This is a genomic window from Paenibacillus silvestris (assembly GCF_009882985.1).
Taxonomy (GTDB): Bacteria; Bacillota; Bacilli; order Paenibacillales; family NBRC-103111; genus Paenibacillus_E; species Paenibacillus_E silvestris.
In genome coordinates, this window is record NZ_WTUZ01000001.1 from 180014 (window position 1) to 199683 (window position 19670).

The 19670-nt window shown below is 47.3% G+C and carries 10 protein-coding genes; 9 read left to right on the forward strand and 1 reads right to left on the reverse strand.

The window, feature by feature from the left end; translation table 11 throughout:
* Positions 1-20: 20 nt before the first annotated feature.
* The 5 genes from GQF01_RS00400 (at position 21) to GQF01_RS00420 (ending at position 12882) form a co-directional block, all read left to right on the forward strand.
* Positions 21-6623 (forward strand): S-layer homology domain-containing protein, encoded by a 6603-nt coding sequence (locus GQF01_RS00400; protein ID WP_161404692.1) that lies wholly within the window; start codon positions 21-23, stop codon positions 6621-6623.
* Between the two features lie 295 nt (positions 6624-6918).
* Positions 6919-7878 (forward strand): ABC transporter permease, encoded by a 960-nt coding sequence (locus GQF01_RS00405; protein ID WP_161404694.1) that lies wholly within the window; start codon positions 6919-6921, stop codon positions 7876-7878.
* Between the two features lie 17 nt (positions 7879-7895).
* A complete protein-coding gene (locus tag GQF01_RS00410; protein ID WP_161404696.1) occupies positions 7896-8777 on the forward strand; it encodes a carbohydrate ABC transporter permease in 882 nt (293 codons plus the stop codon).
* 89 nt (positions 8778-8866) lie between these two features.
* Positions 8867-10381 (forward strand): extracellular solute-binding protein, encoded by a 1515-nt coding sequence (locus GQF01_RS00415; protein WP_161404698.1) that lies wholly within the window; start codon positions 8867-8869, stop codon positions 10379-10381.
* A 194-nt stretch (positions 10382-10575) separates the two neighbouring features.
* Positions 10576-12882 carry an AraC family transcriptional regulator gene (locus tag GQF01_RS00420; protein ID WP_161404700.1) on the forward strand — a complete coding sequence of 769 codons (2307 nt, stop codon included), beginning with the start codon at positions 10576-10578 and terminating at the stop codon, positions 12880-12882.
* A gap of 374 nt (positions 12883-13256) precedes the next feature.
* Here the strand turns inward: GQF01_RS00420 and GQF01_RS00425 are convergent, their stop codons facing one another.
* Positions 13257-14915, reverse strand: a complete 1659-nt coding sequence (locus GQF01_RS00425; protein ID WP_328803369.1) for a GMC oxidoreductase — start codon at positions 14913-14915, stop codon at positions 13257-13259.
* 132 nt (positions 14916-15047) lie between these two features.
* Between GQF01_RS00425 and GQF01_RS00430 the strand changes: the two genes are divergently transcribed.
* The 4 genes from GQF01_RS00430 to GQF01_RS00445 all read left to right on the forward strand — a co-directional run bounded on the left by GQF01_RS00430 (position 15048) and on the right by GQF01_RS00445 (position 19448).
* The gene (locus GQF01_RS00430) at positions 15048-15767 is read left to right on the forward strand and encodes a ThuA domain-containing protein (protein WP_161404720.1); all 720 of its coding nucleotides are present in this window, start codon (positions 15048-15050) and stop codon (positions 15765-15767) included.
* A 62-nt stretch (positions 15768-15829) separates the two neighbouring features.
* Positions 15830-17491 (forward strand): GMC oxidoreductase, encoded by a 1662-nt coding sequence (locus GQF01_RS00435; RefSeq protein ID WP_161404702.1) that lies wholly within the window; start codon positions 15830-15832, stop codon positions 17489-17491.
* 742 nt (positions 17492-18233) lie between these two features.
* Positions 18234-18758 carry a hypothetical protein gene (locus GQF01_RS00440; RefSeq protein ID WP_161404704.1) on the forward strand — a complete coding sequence of 175 codons (525 nt, stop codon included), beginning with the start codon at positions 18234-18236 and terminating at the stop codon, positions 18756-18758.
* Between the two features lie 243 nt (positions 18759-19001).
* Complete coding sequence (locus GQF01_RS00445) at positions 19002-19448, forward strand: oxidoreductase (protein ID WP_161404706.1); 447 nt, start codon at positions 19002-19004, stop codon at positions 19446-19448.
* Positions 19449-19670 lie beyond the last annotated feature (222 nt).

Below are 19670 nucleotides of genomic sequence, written 5' to 3' on the forward strand. Positions count from 1 at the left end.
TCAGAATAAGAGGTGTATGTATGATTAAAGCAAAGAGAGTAGTCAACTTTCTGATCAGCGTTCTTCTTGTGATAAGCATGTTACCAACAATCGCGTTTGCTGAGAAAGGCGACGATGTCGCTGAGTCCACAAGGGCTGTGACCACAGGTACTATGCGCTCAGGTACTTGGTTTGAAACCGCTTACGCCACTTGGGCAGGTAAATCGGTTAGCGGATACCGGGCTTACGTCAGAACTTTGGGCGCTTATGACTGGAGAGATAACAGCCCAATCGCAGGCTGGCTTAAGGATTGGAAAGAAGTGGACGCTCAGCTTATCCGTAAGGTGGATCCAGCCCGCAACATCTGGCGTGTGGATATTCCTGGTCTTCCCAGAGGAGAATACGAAATCCAAGTTAGGGCGACTGACGGCATGACGGTTCTTCACACATTCACTGAACTTGAAACGTGGTCTTTCCCGCGTAATGGTGCAGCGTTTGTGCCTTCCAACGCAAATACTTTCGAAGGAAGCCACAATTTTGCTCTCAATGGGGCCATAGGCGGATATTTGCCGGATGGCAGAGAGGATCCCAGTGCTAAAATAATCTATGTAACCCATGAAAATATGGGGGAAACCCTTCCAGCGAATGTATTTTCAGCAAATAGAGGATCTACTGCAAATGCGAGAACACCTCTTGTCATTCGCTTCTTAGGTACTGTCGGCTCTTTTAAAACGGTCAACTCAACTGTTGCCAATTCCGGCACGGTAGGACCTCCGGGGTTAAACGCCAACCGTATGATTCAGGTCGGCCAGGGCAACGGCAATGTAACCTTGGAAGGCATTGGCCCCGACGCGACGATCTTCGGCTGGGGGATAAGCACCAGCGGCGCCCACAACGTGGTATTCAGCAACCTCCACTTCGACCAGTGGTTTGACGACGCCATAGAGATTAATGGCACCAGTACGACTGTAAGGGCTTCCAACGTATGGGTGCATAACACTACGTTTGGATACGGGCAGAACAAGCATCTCGCTCTGAATCAAGACCCTGACCAGGCGAAGGGTGATGGCGCAACAGACATAACCAATCACGCGAGGAATTATACGGTTTCTTACAATAAATATGTCGAAAGCAGCAAGGTCTTGCTGATTGGCGGCGGCACCACTTCAATGAGCAATCACTATGGAACCATCGATCACAACTGGTTCGATGGCTCTGCGGAAAGGACCCCCCGTGTGCGCAACGGCAGGATTCACGTGTTTAACAACCTGTATGAAGATGTCCAGGGGACCGTATATCATAATCAGCTCTTGGACAGAAGCACGGGCTATGGGATTGGCGCGGCCCACAATTCCACCGTATGGGCGGAAGGTAATGTCTTTGAAAACGTCAATTTCCCATTCCTTAGAAGCCGCCAGGGCCATGCGAGGGGCTCTCAAGCTATTGATTATATGCCCGGGCCCGGCGAAACCAGCACCGCTAACGCCGGATTTAACCATTTCTTTGGAGACGCTCCCGGCTTTATTATCGCCAAAGAGGATGTAACGGACGGCGACTTCCCTAGTAGTATAGCTGGCTTTAGAAATACCTCAGATTATATGTCCGGTCTTACAGATCAAGGCCTTCAGGACCTTAAGACTGCTGTTCTAAGCCTCCAGCCAAATGTTCTTGATGAAGCTTCTCAGGAGAACTTTGATCCGAAACTGGACATTGGTGTTGTGGTTGCTGCGGGTTCGACCACTACGAATCCGGCTATGACGACCAATCCACCTGCGCAATTGGATTGGTCGTTTAGACCAACTGGTAGTGTCGTATGGCCAACAGGAACCCCGGAACAAGTGGAAGCATTGAAACACGAGATTGAGACCTATTCCGGCGCACAGCCTGCATTGGCTCCTGATTCAGCTCCTGCGACTCCTGCGATTTCAGGCGTCAAAATCAACGACGAAGTGCGTTCTGCTTTCAGCGACGCTGCTGGTACATTTATACCTTCACCTGGCAAGATTGTTGTCTACAAAGATACCTTTACAATTGATTGGGTTTCCAATGATGTTGCGACAGACCACTATGAAATTCAGTGGGATAAGGGAAGTAACAACTGGGAAACAATTGGAACCGTTGAAGCGAGTTCCAGACCAACTACCTTTATCACTCAGAATATTGACCAATTCGCCAACTTTAAAGCGATTTTGGCACAGGCAGACAGTAGGGAGGCAACATATGCCTTTAGGGTAAAGGCGGTCAATTCCTTTGGAGAAAGTGATTGGTCTACTATCTATGCGATAAGAGGTGATGACCAGTTGGTAACGTTTGACACCGACGGCGGTAGCGCGGTCGATCCGCAACGCGTGCATGTCGGCGACTCCATCACAGTTCCAGTACGTCCTAAAAAGGACGGTTGGGTTTTTGTGGGCTGGTACACGGATAAAAACACCAGCGTCCATATGTGGGACTTTTTGAATGAAAAAGTAGCCGGTTCTATGGTGCTGCACGCAAAGTGGGTCCAGGTGGACGAGAAGCATCGCCTGCTGAACGCCTACGCCTCAGCTGAAGAGCTTGAAAGTCCTTACGTCGCGGCAACGCTGCAGACCTTGGGAACGCTTTCCACAAACCAGCGCGAGCTGACGCTGCCTGAAGGCACGACGGTGTACGTTGCCCCAGGCGTGTACTGGACGGACTTGACCTATCGGGAAGGCGGCGTGATTGCAGGTCCGAATATCGGCCTCAGCATTTTGGGGGAAAACATCTCTCTCATCGGCCTTACCGATGATGCTACAAACACGATCATCGCCGGTAACCGAGGCGAGGGGGGCGAGACCGGCTTAGGCGCGAGCGGCAGCTGGTATTCGCTTGGCATCTCCTCAGGCTTCCACAGCGAGAACATCACAATCGCCAACTACGCACAGGAGGATTTGGTTTACCCGCGCGATCCTTCACAAAATATAAAGAAGCGCATAGACTCCAAAAACCACGCCGAGGTTTTAACGAGAGCCAACGGCACGGGTGCGCCAGACAAGCTGTATTTTAAAAACACGCGATTCGTTGGCTATTTGAACATGATGCTTGGCCTTGCGCCAACTCGTGCGTATTTCTTAGACAGCTTTCTCCAATTAACAGACGACTCTATTTTCGCCGGTGGTGTCAATGTGTACGAGAACAGTACCTTTCACTTCTTCGGCAATCACCCGTCCGTCAGCGGCGCCGGTAACGGTGGCATCAACGTCCTGCTGGGTAGCAAAATCGTCGGTATGCCGCAAATGACCAGTACGGATGTTTACCTTGCCAAGCAGTCCAACGCTATCGGCCCTAACGCGAACGGTATCTTTGCCATCATCGATACCCAGTTCACCGGCCGGATCGAATCTGTCGAGTGGGAAAACGTGGTGCGCGAGGACGCCCGCCATTTTGTGTCGAACAACACAATCGGCGAAGGACATACGCCGCTCGTAATTAGCCCGTCCCAGCCGCAAACCTCTGTCACGCTTACTGGGAACGCCCTTAACGCTTTCAAGGTCGGCGAGGAATACAACGTGTATAACCTCCTAAAGGGTAATGACGGTTGGGACCCTAAAGGCCAGTACAATGCTGAGTGGGTGCCTTACGCCCACCTGCCATATCGATTCTTAGTCGGCGCAACGGGTAAAACCATGTATTCCGACAAAACAGACAACACCAACAGGGCTGTTTTGACTCCCGCCCCAGCTCCGGCGGATTCCGTCGATGTAAAAAATACCGTTTGGTCGTACGATACCAATCTTTTGGACGGCACGGTCGACGCTGCGACTGGCGTAATTACACTAACCGCCAAGCCCAACAATACGGGCGCTATTGTTAAGACGATTGTGACAGGCACGCTTCCGAGCGGTATCTCGGGAGGCGCGACGCTGTACATCCGCCCGACGGCTGTCCCCGCGCCCGTAGTTACGGCGCCCGCAATCGATATCAGCGAGAACCTTGCATCGCTCAGCTACACGCTGAATCAGCTCGGATACAAGGATACCTCCGTCATCGAATGGTACCGCGAGATGGGGCCCGATACTACAAACGGCATTCATATCGGCACGATGCGCAACGACGCTAACGGATTCTTCGTAGACGAACCATATAAAAACTACGCTGTTAATAAGTATGACGTAGGTTACTATCTGCGCGCCGTTATCACACCGAAGTACGAGTTCAGCTCCGCCGGCGCCCCCATCACGATATACACCAAGCGTGCGGTCACGACGGACGACGTAACGGAAACGTCGTTGTACACTGACTTTAAAAATTTGTATGTTACCAATGAAGACAATACCACCACGAAGGGCAGATGGTTCTTTGACCGCTTGAGCGGTACAGGAGTGCCGTGGGGATGGGGAATCGGAAGCAACGGGACGGATAAGATTTGGGGCTTTCAGAACAATTCCGGTGGTACGAATACTAGATTCGTTTTCGGACAACCCGGCAACTACAGCGACATGTCGCTGACCCTGAACTACTCCTCAAGCAAGGTAGAGGGCCAGGGCTTCGGTGGCAACGGCCAATTCATGGATATCTATGTGAAATATGATCCGGCGACCCGCAAGGGATACGGCCTGCGTGTAGAACGCACAGCTGCCGCCGGCTCTAACGCTACGTTATGGACGCTGTATAAATATGATGGCACCGGTCAGACACCTTTGAGCGAGCCCCTTAAGACAGTGGCGTTTATGCCGAAGAGCACCATGACCGTTTCCATTACAGGCAGCACCCTTCGCGTACAGGCCACGACGCTGTCCGAGAAGACGCCGCTGCAAATCGAACAAAATCTGCCTAATTCGGTTGACATCTCGTGGACGGATAATACAGGAGCTTTGGGTAATAACATGCTCGGCGGCTTCGGTATCCGCATTAACAACTCTGGCAACTCCTCTTACGAATATGGCAACACAAGTACCAATAACACCGTCATGCTGCACAACGTGCGTGTAAAAGCTTCCGAACTTACTTCAACAGATACGACTGTACCTGTTTGGCCTGCTGGAAGTACGCTCACTGCAAGCAACATTACCCAAACAGGGACAACACTTACATGGCCATCAGCAATAGATAATGTAGGTGTAACCGGTTACAACATTTATAATGGTTCGTCCCTTTTGCAGACAGTAACATCAGATGTATATTCATATGCAGTAACAGGGCTCGCTGCGGGTACATCCTATACCTTAAGTGTAAAGGCTGTAGATGGTAGAAATAATTTCTCAGAAGCAAAAATAGTTAATTTTACCACGCTTACTTCAACAGATACGACAGCACCGGTTTGGCCTGCAGGAAGTACGCTCACTGCAAGTAACATTACTCAAACAGGGACAACACTTACATGGACTGCGGCAACAGACAATGTAGGTGTAACCGGCTACAACATATATAATGGTTCGTCTCTTTTGCAGACAGTAACATCTAACGTTTATTCATATGAAGTAACAGGACTTACTGCGGGTACATCCTATACCTTTCATGTAAAGGCTGCAGATAGTGTGAATAATTTCTCAGAAGCGAAAATGGTGACTGTTAACACACTTGCTTCAACAGATACGACAGCACCGACTTGGCCTGCAGGAAGTACGCTCACTGCAAGCGATACTACCCGAACAGGGACAACACTTACATGGACCGCAGCAACAGACAATGTAGGAGTAACGGTTTACAAGGTATACCTTGGATCAACACCTCTTACAACAGTAACGAGTGGAGTATATAGCTATAATGTAACAGGTCTTGCAGCCGGAACCATCTATACCTTCACCGTACAGGCAGGGGATTCGGCAGGCAACTGGTCTACCAGTGGGCTGAGCATGACGGTAATGACAGATGGGAATGATTCCGATGATGACTCCTCTGGTCCTTCGGATACACCTTCAACACCGGCAACGCCAGCATCACCATCTACCCCAGGAGCACCAACAGAACCGACAACGCCAGCATTACCATCTGTACCGGAAACACCGTCATCAGTGGTAACGACTACGCCAGGCAAACCGGCATTCGATCTGAGCAAACCTGAGTCGGTTACCTTATTGAAGGAGATTCTGGAAGAAAAAATAAGATCTTCCCATGAATCTGTAACGTTCAAAGATGCGCTCAATCATTGGTCAGCTGAAAGTATTTATGTGTTCTCGAAACTCGGTGTCGTTAATGGTTACGAGGATGGTACATTTAAGCCGGATGCTCAAATTACTCGCGGCGAGTTTGCTGCTATCGTTGCCAAAACCTTCAATATCGGTACTGGTGAATTAAAGACCGCTCAGTTTAGTGATATCAACGGCAGCTGGGCTAAAGAAGCGGTCCTGGCACTTGCATCAAATGGTATCATTAACGGATATGAAGATGGCACATTCCAACCTGATGCTAACATCACACGTGCAGAAATGGTTGCTATTATCGCCAGAATCATTAACCTGACTACAGTTCAAGGAACAAGCAGTACTGCGTTCACTGATCTCGGCGAATCATGGAATAAAGACCAGATTGAAGCGGCTGCAAAGGCCGGTATCATTAACGGCGTAGGCGAAGGTTCCTTTGCTCCAGACAAAAACTCGACTCGTGCCGAAGCATTAACCATACTGCTTCGCGCCGTAAAATTGAACCCTGAAATTGCTTCTTTGATTGATTCATTGAAATAGAAAAAAGTGGTATTTCACCTCAGACTGTCGAGAGAGTCTCGGCAGTCTTTCTTTAAGTATTTATTTCAATGCACCACAGCGTTAATTTGATAAAATATATAAAGATCATCTTCCATCTAACCAAGACGCCCAGGTAAGGTATTTGCGCCGCATACTCCTTTTTTAACTTGGCTTACTTGCCTAGACTTGAATCGCTAAAGATTAAATCTTGTAGATTGACTGGCGGTTGCACCGAGTCCTATGCTAAAAACAACGACAAGCAACGCAAACTTCAGGACAGGAAAGGAGACTTGTTATGGACACCTCGGCCACACAATCCGTTATAAAGCCGCAGCACCGCTCCCACTCGGAACGTTCCGTCTGGGCTAAGCTGATGAAAAGCAAACTGACTTATCTTATGATTCTTCCGGGGTTGATTTATTTCCTCATCTTCAAATACTTGCCGATGTGGGGACTAATTATTGCCTTCCAGGATTACCAGCCGTTTCTTGGCATTCGGGGCAGCCAATGGGTAGGTTTAGAGCATTTCGAACGGCTGTTTAGGGAGCCGACGTTCTGGATGCTGTTCCGCAATACAATTATGTTATTTGTGCTTAATCTCCTCTTTTTCTTTCCAGTGCCGATTATGTTGGCGCTGATGCTGAACGAAGTGCGGGTTAAATATTTTCAACGCACGGTGCAGACGCTTATTTACATTCCGCACTTCATGTCTTGGGCGATTGTTGTCTCGCTGACGTATGTGATGTTCACGACGCAAGGCGGCTTGATTAATGAATGGCTGGCTTCGCTGGGCTTTGCCAAAATCAGCTTCCTGACGGAAGAAGCGTGGTTCCGCCCGCTGTACGTGATGCAGGTGATCTGGCGAGAAGCGGGTTGGGGTACCATTATTTACCTGGCTGCAATAGCTGCAGTCGATACGCAACTTTACGAAGCGGCCCGTATGGATGGAGCCGGACGGTTCCGCCAGCTCTGGCATGTGACGCTGCCGGCCATTCGCAGCACGATCATCGTTTTGCTGATTCTGAAGGTCGGCGATATCCTTGAGTTGGGCTTCGATCACATCTTCCTGATGCTGAACGGGGCAAACCGCGAGGTGTCGGAAATATTCGATACCTACGTGTATACGGCCGGTTTGCGGCAAGGTCAATTCAGTTATAGCGCAGCTGTCGGATTCTTCAAGGCCGTAGTAGGTCTGATTATGATCGTATTCGCCAACAAGCTCGCCAAAAAATACGGCGAAGAAGGCATTTATTAAGGAAGGAGCGGGTTTGGATGGTACATGACAAAACAGTTGGCAGCCGCCTGCTCGACATCTTTATCTACAGTTCGCTGACGATTTTTGCGCTAATCACATTCTTGCCGTTCGTGCATGTAGTTGCAGGTTCGTTTGCCACTGTCGAAGAGATGTTGCAAAGGCAGTTTATCTTGTTCCCCACGAAATTTTCACTTGATGCTTACCGGTATATCTTTTCAACGGATACGATTTTCAAGGCTTTGCTCGTGTCCATCGGCATAACGGCCGTCGGTACACTAGTCAGCATGACGCTGACTTCAATGATGGCTTACGGATTGTCCCGGCGCGATCTGTACGGACGGCGCACACTGATGTTCCTCGTTGTGTTTACGATGATGTTCAGTGGCGGCATGATCCCGACATTCCTTGTCGTCAAGTGGATGGGGCTGCTCGATTCGTATCCGGCGATGATCCTGCCGTCGGCGATCAGTGCGTTCAACCTGATTATCCTACGCAACTTCTTCCAGAACATTCCCGACGGGCTGGAGGAATCGGCCAAGATTGACGGCTGCAACGATTTCGGCATCCTATGGAGGATTGTCCTGCCTCTGTGTCTGCCCGCCATCGCGACGATCTCGCTATTCTATGCAGTGTCGTACTGGAACATGTTCCAGCAGGCGGTATTGTATATCAACGACTCTGAAAAATGGCCGATCCAAGTACTGTTAAGACAAATTGTTATCGTCTCCAGCGGTTTGCAGGCAGATACCTCGGAGCTGGGCGGAGATTTTGTGCCTCCGCCGGAGCATACGATCAAGATGGCCGTTGTAGTGGTTGCGACACTGCCAATTCTAATCGTGTATCCGTTCCTGCAGAAACACTTTGCCAAGGGCGCAATGCTCGGTTCGATCAAGGGCTGACGCCCCCTGGTAACTTCAGTAGATCCCTGCCCCAGAGGGCGGGTGTACTATATATGCTTTGCAAATTCTATTATGGGGGGTCTTAAAACATGAAGAAATCGACAAGTAAAAATTGGATATCAACGGTCTCAATTCTCGCTGCAGTCTCGCTAATAGCTACAGCATGCGGGGGGAAAGAGGAAACGCCAAAGGAAGGCGAGGCCAGCGCCAGCGCCGCTCCTGTCAATATTACCTGGACAACGCCGCTCTACACACAATCTGTTCCAAAAGATACGGTGCTGAAGCTAATTGAAGAGAAGGTTGGCGCCAAGTTTGATATTACATGGGTACCAGATGCGGTCAAGGAAGACAAGTTGAATACGGCACTTGCGTCCGGCACTCTGACTAAAATTGTAGCGGTGCAGGACATCAAGATGTCTTCGTTCCAGAGTGCTGTGAAGGCCGGCATGTTCTGGGAGATCGGGCCCCTGCTAAAGGATTATCCGAACCTGAACAAAGTAAATCCGACCACGCTTGGGAACATAAAAATTAATGGCAAAGTGTACGGCATTCCGCGCGAACGCCCGCTGTCGCGTCAAGGTATTGTCGTACGTCAGGACTGGCTGAGCAATCTCGGCCTGCAGCAGCCCAAGACGATCGACGATCTCTATAACGTATTGAAAGCGTTCACGCTTAGCGATCCGGACAAAAACGGCAAAAACGATACTTTTGGCCTGACAGAACGTAATGATCTGAAGTTTGGCGCGTTTAAGACGGTATCCTCCTACTTCGGTACCCCTAACGAATGGGGCTTGAAGGACGGCAAGTTGGTGCCGGAATTTATGTTTCCGCAGTATATCGAAACAATGAAATTTTTCAACAAGTTGTACAAGGAAAAGCTGATGAACGATGACTTTGCCGTGACGAGCAAAACGCAGCAATGGGAGAAGTTTTCCAAAGGTCAGGCAGGGCTGTACGTCGGCAATATGGTAGACGGCAAGAATTTGTACAATGACAGCTCGAAAATTAATCCGAATGTTAAAATCGATATTTTCAACCGCATCGCAGGCCCGGACGGCAAAGAAGCTGTATGGGCGCAGGCGGGGCATAACGGCATATTCGTTTTCCCGAAAACGTCGATCAAAACGGAAGATGAGTTGAAGCAAATTCTTGCCGTGATGGACAAAATGAACACAGTTGAAGTGTTTAACTTGATGAGAGTCGGCATTGAGGGCGTACATCACAAGCTGTTGGGAGATGGCAAATTCGAGGAAATCGCGGGAGCGAAAGATGCATTCGAGCAGGAAGTTCGTCCTCTGGACTCGATCATCGGCCTCGATCTGACGAACCTGAAAGCTGCCAACGATCCACTACGGGAGAAATATGAAGCGCTTACGCTCGATAATGCCAAGATGGTTGTAGCCAACCCGGCGGAAGCTCTAGTCTCCGATACACTGACAATTCGCGGGACCGAGTTGAAAAAAATTATTGACGACGCAACAATCAAATTAATTATGGGTCAATTGGATGAAGCTGGCTTCCAGTCGGAAGTGACGAAGTGGCAGAAAAATGGAGGAGACAAAATTATCGAGGAGCTTAACGCTTCTTACACTGAGTCCAAATAATTGCATACTTTACCCATGCGGCTGCGCTCCTCGAGGAGGCGGCCGCATTTGTATGAACGTAAGAGGTTGAAATCCGCGTATGCGTATTATGCATCTCTAGGCTATGATATAATGAAACCATTATACATAAAACGCTTTCATGTGAGAATTATTATAGAGAAGCTTGGCTGAGATGCTACCAGGGGAGGTGCGCCATGTCAAAGTTTTTGTCACGGCTGCTCACGTTCAGTATACTCTTGGGTGCAATACCCATTATTTTTATAGGTGTAATTTCTTACCTCATTGCTTCTGGCGACATCGAGGACAAGGTCAAGGAGGGCAATGAGCAGATTTTACTGCAGACGCAAATGCGGGTGGAGCAGGTGATGCGGACGCTGGAGCTGTCAGCTGTCCAGTATGCCAATTCTCCGTTAATATTGAAATCGATTACAGAAACGTTAACCCCTAATAATTTCCAACAAGTGCGCGATTTGTCGCAGGGATTGTACAGCTTGCAGTCGTTCGGGAGTATCAGAGAAGCGTATCTAATCAGCTTGAATAGCGGCTGGTCGATCAATTTCCGCTCCTTCCAGCCGTTTGAGTCTTTGTTGAACCACGATGAGCTGGCGACATATGCCAGGCTTCCGAACAGCTTGAACTGGATAGCAACGGTGGCTAATGAGTCGGCTTATCCCGAGCAATTGCCCGAACGAATTATCCGTATGGTACTGAAAATTCCGTTCGTACAAGCCGAACGTCCCCAAGGGCTGATTGTGACCGAACTGCCTGAAAACGAGATCAAGCAGCTGCTGACAGAGTCGGTGAACTTCGGAGAAATGATGGTGCTGGATGAGAAGGGGAATGACTTCCTGTACAGCGAAGAAGTGGGGAAGACGGAACGTGGCATCATTGCTCGGGAAATTTTTTCAGCTTCCCAGCTTACGGCGGGTCAAGGCTCCTTCGAGATCGAGCGCGGAGGGGAAAGCGTGATTGTGACGTATCGCGTCTCGCCATACAATAACTGGGTGTACGCTTCGGTTGTATCGATCAGCGAAATTACGAAGCAGTCGCGCAATATCGGCTGGATTACGTTTTTTGCCTGTCTGCTGATTCTGCTGGCTGTAGCGAGTTTTGGATTTTACGGAAGCCGCCGTATCTATTCGCCTGTTCATCGGTTATTTGAATTTACACGGGAAATTGAGCCGGAGTACTCGGGAGAAAGTCGGCCGGCGACGAGCAAAGGTAAGGATGAATTTGTGTGGATCGAAGACCGGCTGCGACAATTGTCCAGCAAAGGGCAGCAGCTTCAGCAGCAAATTCGTGGACAATATACGCAACTAAAAGAATTTTTTATGCTAAAACTGTTTACTGGTCAATTGTCGGAAAGCGACTATGCGTACCGATCGTCGATGTATGGGCTGCCTACGAAGTGGAAAAAACTTGGCGTATTGACGCTGCAGATTGATACACTGGAAAGTACGCGTTATGGCGAGCACGATCGCGAGTTGTTGCTGTTCGCCATCAACAATATCGTCGCAGAGCTGGTCAGCGAGGAGCGGCCGTTCAGTCCAATTGTGCTTGGCCAGTCGCAAGTGACGCTTCTTGTCCTAAAAGGGGATAGTGATCCGATCTCACATAAACAGGAGCTACATGAACTAGCCGGCGTTATTAAAGCAAAGGTGGACGAATATTTGCAGCTGACTGTCAGTATCGGCATCAGTAGACCTTTCGTGCATATTACCGACGCGATGAAGGCGTATACCGAAAGTTTGGAAGCGTTGAAGGTAAGAATCAGCCTGGGCAGCGATTTGATTATCCATGCGGAGGATATCGAGAGCGGAAAGGAATTGAAGGCTGCCATCTACGCGCAACTCAAGTTCATGGAGGATCAGCTTGTAAATTCCGTGAAGCAAGGGAATCGGGAGAAGACGGACGCTTTGTTCGGCGAATATATTGCAGCGATCGTTGTGAGAGATGTACATTTTAATGAATACCCAGTGCTGATGCTGCAGCTTGTGTCCAATATTTATCAGCTCGTGCATGAGCAAGGCAGCACGGTACAAAAAGCGTTGGGCGAGGGGGCGACGGTAGAGGAGTTCTTGAAGCTGACGACGCTAGATGCCATCGTGCGCTGGTTCAAGCAGCAACTGTTCGATCCGCTGTTTGCGTTTCTGGCGGAGCGGGAGGATACGCAATACGTTGGTATTGCCAATCAGATGGTCAAAATTATTCATGAGCGCTATGAGGAAGAATTATCGCTGGAGATGTGCGCTACTATTTTGAATTTCCATCCCGTTTATTTGAGTAGGGTATTCAGAAAGGAAACGAGAGTTAATTTCGTCGATTATCTCGTCGAATACCGTATGACGATTGCGAAAAACTTGCTCGAGACAACGACGGATAAAGTATCCGAGATCGCCGAGCGACTACGTTATACGAATACAAGTTCGTTTATCCGGACGTTCCGCCGCATTACCAGCATGACGCCGGGACAATATCGGGGGCAGTTTCAACAGAAATGAGAGATTGGCACAAAACACACATATTCTTTGTCATGGTGGGAGTTCAACGAAACTTGAAACGAATTTTCGAGCCACCTTCCCCAGAAGAACTTGAAACTTCCGCCAATTAATCTAACGAGAGACGATAGCTGAATTCCGTAGGGGCTGCTAAGAAGCAGCTCTTTGTTGTTTTGAATAATTTTCGTAGATCCATGGGTCGGTTTCCTTCTAAACTGGGCGTGTGGCTATTTAATATGCCAATATACAGGAAAATTATGTAATTCGTAGCGTTAATGGCTATGGGGGTTTAGGCTAGCCTCAGTCATTGCTTTTTTTGTTTAGGCATACACTGGGGGTAAGGAAAGGACAATAAAACGAATTGCTTGGGTCTAGGTTCAGAGCATCTGCTTGCAGATGTAATCAGCAGTTCGGATCGCCAAAGCTACTGTCGTCAATGTTGGATTCACTGCACCCATGGAAGGAAGAACACTGTTGTCAGCGATGTATAGACCTGAAATGCCATGAATTTGACCATATTGATTTGTGGCTGAGGTAGAGGGATCATCGCCCATTCGGCATGTTCCTGCTTCGTGGTTATCCCCGCCAGGCGGCATTAAGCATATAGCTAATGAGCCTTTCAACGTGGCTAGCCGAAGCTGCATGGCTGTGGAGGCCCTTTCAATAGCGCTGTACATTTGACGAATAATTGCATCATCTCGCGTGCTGTATGAGAAATCGACCTGTATGTCCGGCACACCATAACGATCCTGCCGACTCGGGTCGATATAGACCTTGTTCTCATACCTGGATTCAACCCTGCCGGAAGCACCAAAAAAGCTGATATGCCAATCATCTTTGACTGGTTTTTTCTCATATTGGTAATTAAAAAATTGTTCAGGTCCTTGAAGCTGAAGCTGATACGGATGACCAGGGGATTCAGGAATGATAATGCCCAAAGCCCCTAGAGGCTCATAGAAACCCAATGTGCTTACATTGGCCGTGGCAATCAAGTATGAATGATTAATTAAATAATGTCCGATTGCCTTCCCAGGTATTTTAGAGTTAAGCAGAATGCGCGGTGTCTGCAGGGCACTGGCTGATAAAATGACATGCTTTGCTTTTATGAAATAAGACTCCATATCCGGGGTCATCACCCGAACGCCAATGGTTCTTCCGCCATCCGTCACAACTTCCGTCACATAGCTATTAACGGCTAAGTCGAAGGCGCGATGGCTTAACGCTTTGGCTAAAAAAACGATGGAGCTGAAAAACACATTAGCATGCAGCTTCCCGTACCGCGTTTCGTCAAGATCAGCAGCGATAGGAATATCGTCAGCTGTGTGGAAACCATTATCCCGCAGCCGCTGGAGAAGGATTTGTGTGATGGATGAACCTTTCGTATAGGAGGTTGTTACGTTCATAACCTCTTCGGCGATATTGTAATAGGTTTCCATTTCTTCAAGGGGAACAGGCCAGTTTGCCAATTCTAATGCGGCCATGCGAGGAGAGATCGCTCCCCACAACAAGGTTCTACCGCCAAGCGCATAAACGAGCTTCATGCCAGGAAACTGCGGAAGCCTGTTCCCGATCGGATCCGTTATTTGGGGAGGCGCATACAATCTGAAATTATCTCCGTTAATTGTGGCTATATTTGCGGCATGCGTGGGTAGGAAGAGATCTCCTTTTTCAATGATCCCAATCCGCTTTCCCGCATGTTCCAACTGTTGGCTTAAGCGCCAGAGTGCCGCGCCTCCTCCGGCGCCAGATCCAACAACAAGAACATCGTATTCAGTTGCAGCCATTTGTTTAATGGGTGTGAGCGGAATCCAATGCGGCATAAAGAATTGCTCGTGAACAGGAGGGCAGAAAGCAGCATTAATTCGATTGACCAGGTTCCGTTCACTTGTGGAAGATAAGTTTATATGCAGCCCGGAAAGGTCCATAAAGGGATTGGTTATGTGTGGATTGCTTGCGAGCAACTGTTCCATTGCAATTTGAAAATGGCTGGACAATTTACTTAAGGTATCACCGCGGTCAGCTACATAAATTTTCAATCAGCTCACATCCTCCAATAACATTCAATTCAATATATGATTGGCGCTGAAATGTTTATGTCGCACATTGGGTATTTAAGCTGGGAGGGACTCTTGGTGAGAACATTAATTGGAAATGGATGGATGTATGGAATGAGACCGGTCCGCGTAATGATCTGGAATGAATTTATTCATGAGAGAACGGACTCTAAGATCGCTTCTGTTTACCCTCATGGTATTCATCATACAATTGCACAGGGCATTGGGGAGTATGGGTTTCAGATTGGAACGGCTACCCTAGAACAGCCAGAGCATGGATTGACCGAAGAGGTACTTAGGGCAACTGATGTGCTAATTTGGTGGGGTCATCTAGCGCATGATCAGGTGTCTGATGAAGTCGTCACACGCATCCAAAGAAGGGTATTGGAGGGAATGGGTTTGATCGTTCTTCACTCCGGACATCGTTCCAAAATATTTCAGAGATTAATGGGGACCAGCTGTGACTTAAAATGGCGGGAAGATGCGAAAAGGGAACTTCTTTGGGTTGTCAATCCTGCCCATCCGATTACGCAAGGCATCGGTGAGTTTATCGATCTCAGACCGGAGGAAATGTACGGGGAGTTTTTTGACATTCCGGCGCCAGATGAGCTTGTGTTTATAAGCTGGTTCGAAGGTGGTGAAGTGTTTCGAAGTGGGTGTGCTTATACGCGCGGTCTTGGGAAAATATTTTACTTCAGACCTGGACATGAAGCTTATCCAACCTATTATCATAAACAAATTTTGCTGGTAATCGCCAATGCGGTGCGTTGGGCGGCATCCGCTCATGGAACTGCGCCGACTTTCGGCAACACAGCGCCATTCGTAACCTTCTGATAACAAGTTCAACTGATGAAGTGTTAAGTTACAAGACTAGGCCGGATGGGGAGTGAGAACCTTTGAAAATATGGGTCTCTAACAAGCAAGAAACACTGAGAGCTGTTGCGGTGAAAAACGCTTTATCCATTGAGGAGCTCATTGTGCTCAATCCGCATATTCCACATCCGGATCTTGACATCACCGGCGTAACGGTCTATCTTCCTTCCGAAACAGCATCGAGAGCTTCAACAGTTGGTTCCTTACCGACATGCCCAGTTGCACCAGTAGAAACGCTGAACAACTGGATCCCCCTCACGCCGCTCTCCGAGATGGTTCAACAAGAATATGATGTTCTCATCATTGGCACGGGAGCCGGAGGAGGATCTGTGCTCTGGAGACTCTGCGAACAATGGAAGAAGGAAAAGAAGCGAATCGGCATCATTGAACGAGGCGATCAGGTCATCCCGACGCATGCTCGAAACCTGTCGACGTTAAACCAAGATCGCATCGTAGCTTATTTTAGTTATTTATCCAAGCCGCTGCCTGGCAGTTTACCTGAATATCCGGGGGCCAGACAGCTTTTCGCGTTGGGTGGCAGAACGTTGTTCTGGTATGCGTTTACTCCCCGGTTACATGAATGGGATCTGGCGAAGTGGCCCATACCTGTCCATGAGATGGAAAGCTATTACGGAATTGCTGAGGAAGTCATGAATGTCACAGGTGCCTTCGCCGAAGGAGCATCGTTCACGAAGATTTTACTGGAGCGGTTATGGTTGCGCGGTTATTCGAAAGCGGCTCCTCTTCCGATTGCGGCTGATATTGTACCTCAGTCTCTCGGACAAATCCATACCGACATGTTTACGAGTTCCATTTCCCTACTTGCCAGAGCTCTGAATCAGAGGCCATTCGATTTGGCGATCAACGCACGCGCCACAAAGATTCTTCAAGATAATGGTAAAGTCACTGGAGTTACGGTCGTTTCACCGGATAAAACCGTTTATACCCTAAAGGCCAAAACCGTTGTTTTGAGCGCGAGTACGTTCGAGACGCCCCGACTGCTCTTGCATTCGGGATTTCAGCACCGGTCATTGGGACACTTTCTGACGAATCAAACTTTCGTGCAAGCAACAGGATCGATATCAACTGCTGATTTTCCTATTCCTTGGGGTCCGTTGAATGTTATGATACCGCAGCAACCGGATACTCCTTATTCCGTATTAATGACTGGGCCCGAAGCCTTCTACTGGTATCCGACTAGCGTTGAAAGACCCTTATCAGGAGAAACCACGGTCAACTTCTATGGGTACGGTAAAGTCGAACCGAGATTCGACAATCGGATTACGCTGAATCCGCACAAAATTGACGAGTACGGCGTCCCAGAAATCAAGGTTCATTTTTCCTTAAGCGAGGCAGATTGGAGCGTCGTCGGTCAAATGACGGAAGGGATAAAGCGCATTGCCAAAGCTACGGGCGTCCGTTTGGTTACCAAGAACGGGAGACCGCCAATTTGCCTGACTCCGCTCGGTGATTTGCATCATGACTCAGGCACATGCCGAATCGGAGATGATCCCAATACCTCCGTAGCGAATCCTTACGGTCAAATTCATGGTGTTTCTGGCCTCTATGTGGCCGATAATAGTGCTTTGCCTTACATCGGAGCTGAGAATCAAACATTGACGACGGTCGCGCTTGCGATTCGTACAGCTGATCATATTGCTAGACAAGGAGCCGTTTCAGGTTAAAACGAAATGAGAAAGATACCGTATGTCGAGCCAGATAAGGATATAAAAAGGAAATTGGTTATATAAGAGATTTTATGGAGCTTAAGAGTAATGTGAATGAATTTAACCAGGGAGCAGATTGCCGCGGCAACTGCTCCCTATTCCTTTAAAGTAACAGATAATGGAAGAAATAAGGAAAATATTGTTAAATAATGGAACATTTAAAAGTTTTGATCGTCTAAATTAGAGGTGGTTTTAATTAAAGTTTCACGAAACCATACCTAATAGAGAACCAATTATAATTAATTATTATGTAATAATAAATGAAAATGATCCCTGCCTAGAAAAATCGACTGGAAACAACGCAGTTTAGGGGGATGATGATGATTATGGGGAATATCGAGCAACTCATTTTAAATATAATCATGTTTCTATTTTCCAAGCATAGGCGTCTAATTTTTACTACATTTAATCAATCGAAATATTATGATGCGGTAAATAATTTAAAAGGTCATGGCGTTTCCTATCGTAGCCGGATAACAAGTAACGGCACAGATACAATAGGTTCCAACGGTAACTGCCAGTACGACATCTATGTCAAAAAGGATGAGGTATTTCTTGCGGAAAAGGCTATAAATAGTAACGAGTAGAGGCACATATCAGCATGCACCGGTTGACAGCCTCGTTGATGTAAGAGGCAAAATGATGTAGCTATTACGTCTAATATAGATGATTTTATTTAATTTTGGAGGGGGGGCTTGGGATGCGTTGCAAAAAAACAATCATTATATCAGTTACAGGATTTTTAGCTTTACTGGTAGTGTTCATTTATTTAACTCCTTTTGCAGGGAATATCGTAGCAAATACAAGATTTGAAGGATACGCTAGTAGCGTTGGTATTAGAAAAATAAAAGAATTCCCGCCTCTTCCCAGTGTTACTTCGGGAAAAACGCAGATTAGAGTTATCCAGAGTAGTTATTGTTGGGGCAATTTAGGATGTGCTGATTATGTTAGAGGTAATGCAATGTTAAAAGAGATCATTCCTACTCCAGTAAATCCTGAAGAAGACATTAAAGTTTCGTTTGCTAATATACCAGCACCTAGTGGGTTGGATATTCATCAATTTGTTGATAAAAAATCAATGAAAATTCCTATGAAGTATGGCTCCTTTAGTGCTCCAAAAGAAAAAGGTGTTTATTACTACGGTATTTTTGCATTCTGGACTACCGATGATGGTAAATTTTCGAAAGGTGATACATCATCAGTTTTTGCTATTGAAGTTAGATGATTGAAACGGGTAACGAGAGTGGAGTAGTGTGCCGAGGCAGTAGCTCGACTTTTCTATTCAACGATCGGGCAGGATACTTCGAATGGGGCAAGAATTAGTAACCATGAACGTTTTTGAGAAAGTAGGTTGTTAATACGTGGCGTTTGCACATCTCATTGTGGAGCTACACTGTCTTTACGGAATAGGTGACCAATTTGTAATGATACAAAAAAGAAGTAAATAATGTAAAGGAATAATAATAATATGAAAATCTTAAATTACCTAGAGACTAGACCTGCAAGTCGATATGATGAGTTTGACCCGAATCAAGATGGGAATAAAAACACTAAATTTGCTGACTTAATTATCGATGGTAGATCGCTATACCAAATGCTTAGAAAGCATGATATGGTTCCATCTCTTGGGTGGGGGAGTGAAGAACATCAAAGAAACATGATAGATTATTTCCTATTAAATAAACAACATGAATATTTATACTTTCGATATCCAATGCTTGTTTGTCCATGGTGCGGGGACGAGGAGTGTGGATTTATTTCTGTTTATATCCAGAGGGAAAACGATATTATTATATGGCAAGATTTTAAAGTGGAGCCCAGCGCTAAAAGTATAAATATTGGCCCCTTTTATTTCAAGTGGGATAACTATAAGAGAGTGATAAATGATACTTTCAGAACAGCAGGAATTCAATGATTTCTTGGTTATAGGGGGACAAGGGGAAGGATTTCAGAGTAATACTAAACGAAGAACGATAGTTCAATGACGACATCACGGCAGCCGGCACAAACGTGAACTGCACCCCATTTGTTAGACACCACTAACAATGGAGGTGCAGTTTTTTTGTCTAATTTCAGTTTAGATGAGAAATTGAAGGCCATTCAAAGGTATCAGAATGGTACTGAAGGAGTCAAAAGT